General features: G+C 72.2%; 8 protein-coding genes. 4 read left to right on the top strand and 4 right to left on the bottom strand.

Annotated elements, in window-relative coordinates; translation table 11 throughout:
• Window positions 1–32 precede the first annotated feature (32 nt).
• Genes E1289_RS34030 through E1289_RS34020 form a run of 3 tightly spaced genes read right to left on the bottom strand, consistent with a single transcriptional unit; the run spans window position 33 to window position 3,804 of the window.
• Complete coding sequence (locus E1289_RS34030) at window positions 33–2,204, bottom strand: xanthine dehydrogenase family protein molybdopterin-binding subunit (RefSeq protein WP_131987689.1); 2,172 nt, start codon at window positions 2,202–2,204, stop codon at window positions 33–35.
• The gene (locus E1289_RS34025; RefSeq protein ID WP_131987687.1) at window positions 2,201–3,184 is read right to left on the bottom strand and encodes a xanthine dehydrogenase family protein subunit M; all 984 of its coding nucleotides are present in this window, start codon (window positions 3,182–3,184) and stop codon (window positions 2,201–2,203) included. The genes E1289_RS34030 and E1289_RS34025 overlap by 4 nt, the downstream gene beginning before the upstream one ends.
• Window positions 3,181–3,804, bottom strand: a complete 624-nt coding sequence (locus E1289_RS34020) for a (2Fe-2S)-binding protein (RefSeq protein WP_131987685.1) — start codon at window positions 3,802–3,804, stop codon at window positions 3,181–3,183. The genes E1289_RS34025 and E1289_RS34020 overlap by 4 nt, the downstream gene beginning before the upstream one ends.
• Window positions 3,805–3,890: 86 nt before the next feature.
• On the opposite strand from E1289_RS34020, the gene E1289_RS34015 reads away from it, so the two are divergent.
• Complete coding sequence (locus E1289_RS34015; protein ID WP_131987683.1) at window positions 3,891–4,592, top strand: TetR/AcrR family transcriptional regulator; 702 nt, start codon at window positions 3,891–3,893, stop codon at window positions 4,590–4,592.
• A 78-nt stretch (window positions 4,593–4,670) separates the two neighbouring features.
• Here E1289_RS34015 and E1289_RS34010 read toward each other — a convergent pair whose 3' ends face one another.
• Window positions 4,671–5,681, bottom strand: coding sequence for a TIGR03617 family F420-dependent LLM class oxidoreductase (locus tag E1289_RS34010; RefSeq protein WP_131987681.1), 1,011 nt, complete (start codon window positions 5,679–5,681; stop codon window positions 4,671–4,673).
• A 239-nt stretch (window positions 5,682–5,920) separates the two neighbouring features.
• Here E1289_RS34010 and E1289_RS34005 point away from each other — a divergent pair, with 239 nt between their 5' ends.
• The 3 genes from E1289_RS34005 (at window position 5,921) to E1289_RS33995 (ending at window position 9,155) form a co-directional block, all read left to right on the top strand.
• The gene (locus tag E1289_RS34005) at window positions 5,921–7,120 is read left to right on the top strand and encodes a glycoside hydrolase family 6 protein (protein WP_131987679.1); all 1,200 of its coding nucleotides are present in this window, start codon (window positions 5,921–5,923) and stop codon (window positions 7,118–7,120) included.
• 173 nt (window positions 7,121–7,293) lie between these two features.
• Window positions 7,294–8,424 carry an ABC transporter permease gene (locus E1289_RS34000; protein WP_131987691.1) on the top strand — a complete coding sequence of 377 codons (1,131 nt, stop codon included), beginning with the start codon at window positions 7,294–7,296 and terminating at the stop codon, window positions 8,422–8,424.
• Window positions 8,425–8,495: 71 nt separating this feature from the next.
• Window positions 8,496–9,155, top strand: coding sequence for an ABC transporter ATP-binding protein (locus E1289_RS33995; RefSeq protein ID WP_243713335.1), 660 nt, complete (start codon window positions 8,496–8,498; stop codon window positions 9,153–9,155).
• Window positions 9,156–9,191 lie beyond the last annotated feature (36 nt).

Raw genomic sequence — 9,191 nt, 5'->3', positions numbered from 1 at the left:
CGTCACCCCCGCCCCTGAGGAGCCCATCACCGTCAGAGCAGTTTGTCGCGGGTGAAGGGGACGTCTCGGAGCCGGCGGCCGGTGGCGTGGTAGATGGCGTTGCCGATGGCGGCGGGTACGCCGGTTCCGGGTGTTTCGCCGAAGCCGCGGGGCTTGAGGGCGTCGCCGGTGAGGTCTGGCCGGTCCAGGAACATCGCCTCCAGCTTGGGCGTGTCGGCGTTCACCGGCACCAGGTAGGTGGACAGGGTGGGGTTGACGACCCGTGCCGTGTGCGGGTCGACCAACGTGTGCTCCATCAGCGCGAAACCGATGCCCCAGGTGACCCCGCCCATGACCTGGCCGCGCGCGGTGCGGGGATTGAGGACCCTCCCCAGGTCGTAGGCGGCCGTGACCCGGCTCACGCGCACGCTGCCGAGCCGTGGGTCGATCCGCACCTCCAGGAACACCGTGCCGAGGGTGTGTCCGGGGGTGTTGTCCAGCGCCCCCGTGACCTCGACGGGCCGGCCGTGGCGGGCCATGACGGCGCGGTAGCCCTCCCTGCGGCCGCGGTCGCCGCGCGCGACGAGGTATCCGTCTCGGGCCACGACGTCGTCCGGCGGCACGCCGTGCAGCGGGGAGCGCGGGTCGGCGACGGCGAGCGCGACCACGGCGTCCCGCGCGGCCTGTGCGCCCGTGGAGACCGGCCCGACCACGCTGGGCATCGTGGACGACCCCGCCGAAACGGCCGCCGCGGGGAAGGCGGTGTCGCCCAGCCGCGTCGTGACGTGCTCCAGCGGCATCCCGAGCCCGTCGGCGGCGACCTGGGTCAGGACGGTGTAGGTGCCGGTGCCGATCTCCTGGCTGGCGGTCCGCACGGTCGCCCGTCCGTCCACGCCGACCGTGACGCGGGCCTGGGACGAGATCGCGTTGTGGGTGTGCGTCTCGGTGGCCATGCCCCAGCCGACGTACTCGTCGCCGTCCCTGGTCCGGCCCGGCTTGGGATCGCGGCGCGCCCAGCCGAACGCCTTGGCCGCGGCACGGTAGCACTCCACCAGGTGCTCGCCCGGGTAGGCCCGGCTCGTCTCGGAGCCGGCGGTGGCGAGGTTGCGTATCCGCAGTTCCACCGGGTCGATGCCCAGCTCGTAGCTCAGCTCGTCCATGGCGGTCTCCAGGCCGAAGTGCGCGGTGGTCTCCGGCGAACGCATGTAGCTGGAGGTGGGCAGGTCCAGTCGCGCGCCCAGCTGCCGCACGTGGACGTTCGGGCAGGTGTACAGGTGGAGCGCGGAGTCGCTGGTGTTGAAGACCCTTTCCTCGGTGCGGGTCAGCTGTGCCGTCGAGGTGTCGACGATGGCGGTCAGTTCGCCGCGCCGGGTCGCGCCGAGCCGGATCCGGTGGCGGTACTCGGAGCGGTGGCCGTTGGACGTGTACATCTGCGCACGCGACAGCACGAGCTTCACCGGCCTGCGCAGTTCCCGCGCCACCGCCGCGGTGAGCAGCGTGTGCGGATAGGTGGGGCCCTTGGCGCCGAAGCCGCCGCCCAGGTAGGGCGAGATGATCCGGACGTTGCCGCGCGGCACCCCGAGCGCCTGCCACACGGCTTCCCGGGTGAGGATCACGCCCTGTGTGCTCTCGTACAGCGTCAGGTTGTCGCCGTCCCACACGGCTGTGGTGGTGTGCGGTTCGATCGGATTGTGGTGCTGCATCGGGCTGGTGTAGGTCTGCTGAATCCTCACCTCGGCCTGCGCGAACGCGGCTTCGGCGGCACCGTGGGCGACCTCGTTGGGTTTGCGGAAGTCGTCCGGCAGGAACGTCTCGTCGAGCGCGTCTTCCAGCCGCGCTGTGGGCCGCTCCGTTCGATAGCGGACCTTCACCAGGCTCGCGGCCTCCTGCGCTTGTTCCACCGTCTGGGCCACGACGTAGGCGACCGGTTGCCCGCTGTGGTGGACGCGGGCGTCCTGAATCGGAATGAAGGCCCTGTTGTAGGGGAACCCCGGCACCGTCTCGAACCGCGGCATGTTGGTGTGGGTGTAGACCTCGACGACACCGGGATGGGCCAGCGCCGCGCCGACGTCGATCTCCGTGACCTCGCCGCGGGCGATCGTGCTCATCACCAGGAAGCCGTGCAGCACGCCGGACACCTCGTTGTCCGCGGCGTACCGGGCCGCGCCGGTGACCTTCGCCCGGCCGTCCACCCGCTGCACACCCTGCCCGACCAGCCCGGTCATCGCACGCCTCCCAAGTCGCCGAGGACGCTCTCCAGCGCCCGCTGTACGAGCTCGACCTTGAACCCGTTCTCCTCGCGCGGAACGGCGTCCCGGACCAGGACGCGCCCCGCCTCGGCGATCGCGCGCCTCGTCAGCGGCCTGCCCCGCAGCGCCGCCTCGACGCGGACGTCCCGCCACGGGCGGGTGCCCACGCCGCCGAACGCCAGCCGCACGTCCGCCACCACGCGGCCCCTGGTCCGCAGCGCGGCCGCCACCGACACCACCGCGAACTCGAAGGTGGCCCGGTCCCGCAGCTTCAGATAGCGCGAACGCGCGGCCAGGGAGGTGCGCGGCACGTCCACCCGCGTGATCAGCTCGCCCGGGCGCAGCGCGTTCTCCCGGTTGGGTGCGGACCCGGGAAGGAGGTAGAAGCCGGCGATGGGGACGGCTCGCTCTCCGCCGGGGCCGAGCAGGTGGACGGTCGCGTCCAGCGCGGTCAGCGCCACCGCCAGGTCCGAGGGGTGCGCGGCGATGCAGTGGTCGCTGCCGCCGAGGATCGCGTGCCCCCGGTTGCACCCCGTGAGCGCCGGGCAGCCGCTGCCCGGCGCCCGCTTGTTGCACGCCGAGCCGGCGTCGCGGAAGTACCCGCACCTGGTGCGCTGCAGCAGGTTCCCGCCGATCGCGGCCATGTTGCGGACCTGCGGGGACGCCGAGGCCAGCAGCGCCTCCGACAGCACGGGGAACTCCCGCCGCACCCTGGAGTGCTCGGCGACCTGCCGCATTCTGGCCAGCGCCCCGACACGGAGCCTTCCGGAGTCGAAGGCGACTTCGTCGAGGTCGAGGTCGTTCACGTCGACGAGATGGTCATGGGCTTGTGCGCCGTCCCGCATCAGGTTGAGCAGGTCGGTGCCGCCCGCCACGAACGCCGAACCGGGCGTCCCGGCGGCGATCCGTACCGCCTCGGCCGGGCTGCCCGCCACCGAGTAACCGAAGGCCCTCATCGCCGTGCCTCCTTCGCGGCGTCGGCGACGGCGGCGACGATGTTCTGGTACGCCGCGCAGCGGCAGAGGTTCCCGCTCATCCACTCGCGGATCTCCGCGTCCGAGCCGGTATGCCCTTCGTCGATGCAGGCCACGGCGGACATGATCTGGCCGGGGGTGCACGCGCCGCATTGGAACGCGTCGTGCCGGATGAACGCCTCCTGCACCGGGTGCAACTCCTCGCCTCGTGCCAGCCCCTCAACCGTGGTGACCTCGGCCCCGCGCCGCATCACCGCCAGGGTCAGGCACGACTTGACGCGCTCACCGTCGACCAGCACCGTGCACGCCCCGCACTCACCTCGATCACAGCCCTTCTTGGTACCGGTCAGCCCGAGTCGCTCACGCAACGCGTCGAGCAATGTCACCCTCGGCTCCACGACGACCTCGCGGGCTTGCCCGTTGACCGTCAAGGCCACCTCCACCGACGCCCCGCCGGCGACGGCGTACGCCGATCCGTCCGGCGCCCGTTCGGCCGCGGCCGCGGGGGCGATGCCGGCGGCGCCGGCCGTCCCGGCCGCGGCCGGTCCCCCCGCGGTCACGGCGATGGCCTTGAGCACCGTCCGGCGCGTGTGGTTGTTCATGACACTCCTCCGTTATCGCCGATAACGATAACTCAGTGTCCTTGACAACGCGATCGATGGCAACACTTTCCTGTTAGCATTGAAAAGTGAGTCAGCGAGAAGAGGTCCGCCGGCGGATCATCGACGCGGTCACCCGGCTGCTCTACGACGAGGGCCGCGACGCCGTGACCACCCGCGCCGTCAGCGCCGCGGCCGGGGTGCAGTCCCCGACGCTCTACCGCCTGTTCACCGACATGAACGGGCTCCTCGAAGCCGTCGCCACGGACGGCTTCGAGCGCTACCTCGCCGGCAAGCACGCACAGGAACTCTCCGCCGACCCGCTGGAGGACCTGCGCCGCGGATGGGACCTGCACGTCGAGTTCGGGCTGCAGAACCCCGCGCACTACCTGCTCATGTACGGTCAGCCCGCCCCCGGGCACCGACACCCCGCCGCCGAACAGGGACTACGGCGGCTCCGCCTGCTCATCGAACGCATCGCGCAGACCGGGCGCCTCGTCGTCGGTGTCGACACCGCCATCGGCATGATGCACGCCGCCTGCGTCGGGATCACGCTGAACCTCATCGAGACACCACCCGGGCAACGCGACCCGAGCCTCGCGGACCGGCTGCGCGAGGCGCTCCTCGCCGCGATCACCACGGCCGCCGGGGACAGCCCACCCGCCGTCGCCCAGCGCGCGGTGGCCCTGAAAGCCGTCCTGGACGATGCCGCCGACCTCTACTCCGCCGGCGAACGCGCGCTCATGAACGAACTCCTCGATCGCGCGGCGAACCACCGACCTGAACCGTGACCGGGAAGAGGCACTCACGCACCGCTATATCGGCGACCGACCCTCCGTCCCGCGTGGGTCGAGCGTCTGCGCGGATGTTCACGCGCGCAATCCGTTCGCGAGGGCGGCGATCGTCTCTTCCGGATGGGTCGTTCCGGGGAAATAGGCGCAGATCCGGTCGGCCACGTCGCCGAACCGGGTCTTGATCTCCGCGGCGCACTCGGCCGGCGTTCCGACCACCGCCAGCGTCCGCATCATCGTGTCGTCGATCAGACCGATCATCGTCATGATGTCGCCGGTCTTGGAAAGCGCCTTCAGCTCGGGCTGCAGATCCCCCCAGCCCTCGATCTCCAGGACCGGCCGGTACGCCGGCGTCGAACCGTAGAACGCCAGCAGCCCCTTGACCCCGAAGGCCGCCGCCGCGATCTCCTCGGGCGTGTCCCCCATCGCGACGATCACCTGCGGGTAGACGTCGATCCGCTCGCGACCCGCCGCCTCCAGCCCCTCGGCCACGGCGGGGAGTGTGCGCTCGCGGAAATGCCGATGGCTGTGAAACGGCATCACCAGCAGTCCATCGGCGACCTCGGCCGCGGTCCGGGTCATCACCGGCCCCAGCGCGCCGAGCAGGACCGGCGGGACGCCGTAGGGGTTCGGTCCGGGGACGAACGTCGGGGGCATCAGGGTGTGCCTGGTGAACTCGCCGCGGAAATCCAGCGGGGTGCCGTCCTGCCAGGAATTCAGGATCGCCTTCACCGCCAGCACCGCCTCGCGCATCCGGGCGGCCGGCCTGCTCCACGTCGAGCCGTACCGGTTCTCGATGTGCGGCCTGATCTGCGAGCCCAGTCCGAGCCGGAACCGGCCCTTACTCAGCAACTGCAGGTCGTAGGCCATGTTGGCCAGGTTCATCGGGCTGCGGGGGATCGCGATCGCGACGTTGGTCATCAGGTCGGTCGACGGTACATCCGACGAGCCGGCCGCGACGATCAGCGGCAGGAACACATCGTGCGGGCCCTCGAAGGTGAACAGGCCGTCCACCCCGGCGGCGAGCAGCGCGCGGGCACGCTCCGCCGCCTCATCCGGCCGGCCGTCCAGCTGCACGTCGAGTTTCACTGACGATCTCCGTTCCACGCGTCCCCGGCGAGGGGCCGGGATACCTGGACCGAGCCTCGCATGTTCTCAGGCGGGCATATACGGCGGCGCATGGAACTGCGGTCGGACGGGGAGCAGCGGTCACGCCGCCGCGCGTGGATGTTGGGTCTTGACGGATATTCGGCGGGTCAGCAGACTCCCTGCCATGGGAGCGCTCCCATGGTTCGCTCTCGCCCACCCCGAGAAGCTGGGAGTACCGGATGAGACGACGCATCGGGATGCTCGCCGTCGCCACGGCGAGCATCGTCGCGGTCCTCGCGCCGCCGGCGCAGGCGCTGGGGCACGACGATCCGCTGGCCGGGAAGGCCAGGTTCTACGTCGAACCCGTCACCAACGCCGGGCGGCAGGCCGACATCTGGGCGGACGCGGGGCGCGAAGCCGACGCGGCGCACATGCGGGCCCTCTCCAAGGTCTCGCAGGCGGTCTGGTTCACCGGCGGCACGCCCGCGGAGGTGCGGGCGGGGGTGCGGCGGACGATGGTCAAGGCCGCCAGGCAGCGCGCCGTCCCGGTGCTGGTGGCGTACTACGTGCCGGGCCGGGACTGCTCGCAGTACTCGGCGGGTGGCGCTCCGAGCGAGGCCGCCTACCGCGCCTGGATCGACGCCTTCGCCAAGGGGATCGGCGGCGGCCGGGCCGTGGTGATCGTCGAGCCCGACGGGCTGGCGCTGCTGTCCAGCGAGCCGTGGTGCAACGAGGGCGGTGGCGGGTCCACCGGAACGCCGGAGGACCTCGCCCTGGTCGACCAGCGCTTCCGCGAGGTCAACTACGCGATCGACACCCTGCAGCGGCTGCCGCGCACCGGAGTGTACGTGGACTCCGGGCACTCGGACTGGCAGCCGCTCAACGACTACGACGCCGGGTACGGTGAACCGAGCGCCCAGCTCGGCATGGCCAGCCGCCTGCTCAAGGGCGGCATCGCCAAGGCGGACGGCTTCGCGCTGAACGTCTCCAACTACCGCGGCACCGACGAGCTGGTCTCGTACGGCACCAGGCTGTCCAAGTGCCTGCGCTTCCGCCAGAAGACGGGCGCGGCGAGCTGCTCCGACGCCGACCTGGCCACCGTGGGGGACAGTGCTCGCAAGCTCCCGCACTTCGTCCTGGACACCAGCCGCAACGGCCAGGGACCGTGGACGCCGCCGGAGGACAAGTACTCCGACCCCCAGGTCTGGTGCAACCCGCCGGGCCGGGGCCTGGGCCCCCGCCCCTCGACGCGTACCGGTGAGCCCCTGGTCGACGCCTTCCTGTGGATCAAGCGTCCCGGCGAATCCGACGGCCAGTGCACGCGCGGCACGGCCGGTCCGGAGGACCCCGAGTACGGCGTGGTCGATCCGGCGGCCGGCGTCTGGTGGCCCGAGTACGCCTTGGGGCTCTCCCAGCGGGCCGTGCCTCCCCTCCGCTGACCGGACGCTCCGCCCGCCGTGACCCCGGGCCCTGATCCTCGGCCGGATCAGGGCCCGGTCAGGTCCGGGCTCGCCGCGGGCACCCGGCCGGCGTGCCGGGGCCCAGGCATCTTGCCGACATCGTGTTGATATGTTGCCGACGTGATGTCGATAAAGATGCGGGTGTGGGGCTGATGTTCCTCGCGCTTCGTGAGCTGCGGTTCGCCAAGGTCCGGTTCGGGCTGATGGGGGCCGTCGTAGCGTTGATCGCGGTCCTCATGGTCATGCTGTCCGGGCTGTCGGTGGGGCTGGTCAGGGACGGGGTGTCCGGGCTGCAGAACCTGCCGGTCACCTCGTTCGCGTTCGAGCGGGGCGTCCAGCACGACGCCGCCTTCTCCCGCAGCGTGGTGGACGTGTCCGCCGTGGACGCGTGGCGGACACGTCCGGGCGTGGCGGAGGCCGCGCCCTACGGCAACACGCTCATCAACGCCAAGAGCGACCGGGGCGTGGACATCGACCTCGCGCTGTTCGGAGTGGCGCCGGACTCGTTCCTCTCCCCCGAGGTGGGCGAGGGCTCGCGGCTGAACGGCGCGGACGGCATCGTCGTCAGCGGCACCGCCCTCGACGCGGGCCTGCGCATCGGCGACACGATCACCGTCGACCGCCTCGGGACGAGGCTCCGCGTCGTGGGCGCCACCGCGGGGCAGGACACCTTCGGCCATGTCGACGTGGCCTACGTGCCGCTGCGCACCTGGCAGCTGATCAAGGCCGGGGTGCCGCAGGGCGGCCCGGTACCCGAGCGCGCCACCCGGGACATCACCGCCGTGGCGGTGCGGGCGGAGGCCGGCGCCTCGGTCGACCTCGCCGCCGGGGACGCCGCCGCCCGCACCGAGAGCCTCCCCCTGGAGGAGTCCTACGGCGCCTCGCCCGGCTACACCGCGGAGACGTCCACGCTGCAGCTCATCCAGGGGTTCCTGTACGCCATCTCCGCCCTGGTCGTCGGAGCGTTCTTCGCCGTCTGGGCGATCCAGCGCAAGCACGAGGTCGCCGTGCTGCGCGCAATGGGCGCGTCCAGGACCTGGCTGCTACGCGACGCGCTCACCCAGGCGTTCCTCCTCCTCGTCGCCGCCGTCGCGGTGGGGGCGGGAATCGGCGTCGGGCTCGGCTCGCTCATCACCGGCGGCGGTGTGCCGTTCGCCCTCAGCGCGCCGAGCGTCACGGCCGCCGCCGCCGGCATCGTCCTGCTCGGGCTGGTCGGCGCGGGTGCCGCCGTCGCCCGCATCGCGTCCATCGACCCGGCCACCGCCCTCGGAGGAAACCGATGACCAGCCAGGCCGCACCGGCCCCCGGGCCGCGGGAAGGCGACACCGGCACGCCCGATCGCCAGGGTCTCGTCATGGAAGGCGTCTGCCTCCAGCACGGCGACGGCACCGAGACCGTGCAGGCCCTCGACAACGTCGATCTCACCGTGCGCCCCGGGGAACTGGCCGCCATCGTCGGCCCGTCCGGCGCGGGCAAGTCGAGCCTGCTCGCGGTCGCGGGCGGACTCGCCCGCCCGGACCGCGGCACGGTCACGGTCGCCGGGATCGACATCACGGCGGCCGGCGCGAGGGCCAGGGCGAGGCTGCGGCGCGAGCACATCGGGTTCGTCTTCCAGTCCGGCAACCTGATCCCGGCGCTCACCGCGCTCGACCAGCTCCGGCTGCCGCTGCGGTTCCGGCCGCGCCGCGCCCGCTCCGGCCGCGACCCCATGGCGCTGCTGGAGGACGTGGGCATGGCGGACAGGGCCGGCCGGCACCCCCACCGGCTGTCCGGCGGGGAGCGGCAGCGGGTCGGCATCGCCCGGGCGCTGGTGAACGAGCCGAGCGTGCTGCTCGTCGACGAGCCCACCGCCGCGCTGGACCGGGCGCGCAGCCACGAGATCGTCCGCCTGCTCGCCCGCGAGGCGGGGCAGCACGGCGTGGCGGCCGTCATGGTGACCCATGACCACGACGTCCTCGAACACTGTGACACCGTGTACGAGATGGTCGACGGGCGCCTGACCGCCCTCACCTGACGTCCCGTCCGGACGGTCCGGCGAGGCGCGGCCCGG

It is taken from the genome of Actinomadura sp. 6K520, assembly GCF_004349245.1.
GTDB lineage: Bacteria > Actinomycetota > Actinomycetes > Streptosporangiales > Streptosporangiaceae > Spirillospora.
Note: the sequence above shows the minus strand (reverse complement) of the source record. Positions and strands in the feature narration are given on the sequence as shown.

What these genes read in the sequence shown, in the direction of transcription:
- E1289_RS34030 (WP_131987689.1), bottom strand. Translation starts at nt 2,204, where the DNA reads ATGACCGGGCTGGTCGGGCAGGGTGTGCAGCGGGTGGACGGCCGGGCG.
- E1289_RS34025 (WP_131987687.1), bottom strand. Translation starts at nt 3,184, where the DNA reads ATGAGGGCCTTCGGTTACTCGGTGGCGGGCAGCCCGGCCGAGGCGGTA.
- E1289_RS34020 (WP_131987685.1), bottom strand. Translation starts at nt 3,804, where the DNA reads ATGAACAACCACACGCGCCGGACGGTGCTCAAGGCCATCGCCGTGACC.
- E1289_RS34005 (WP_131987679.1), top strand. Translation starts at nt 5,921, where the DNA reads ATGAGACGACGCATCGGGATGCTCGCCGTCGCCACGGCGAGCATCGTC.
- E1289_RS34000 (WP_131987691.1), top strand. Translation starts at nt 7,294, where the DNA reads ATGTTCCTCGCGCTTCGTGAGCTGCGGTTCGCCAAGGTCCGGTTCGGG.
- E1289_RS33995 (WP_243713335.1), top strand. Translation starts at nt 8,496, where the DNA reads ATGGAAGGCGTCTGCCTCCAGCACGGCGACGGCACCGAGACCGTGCAG.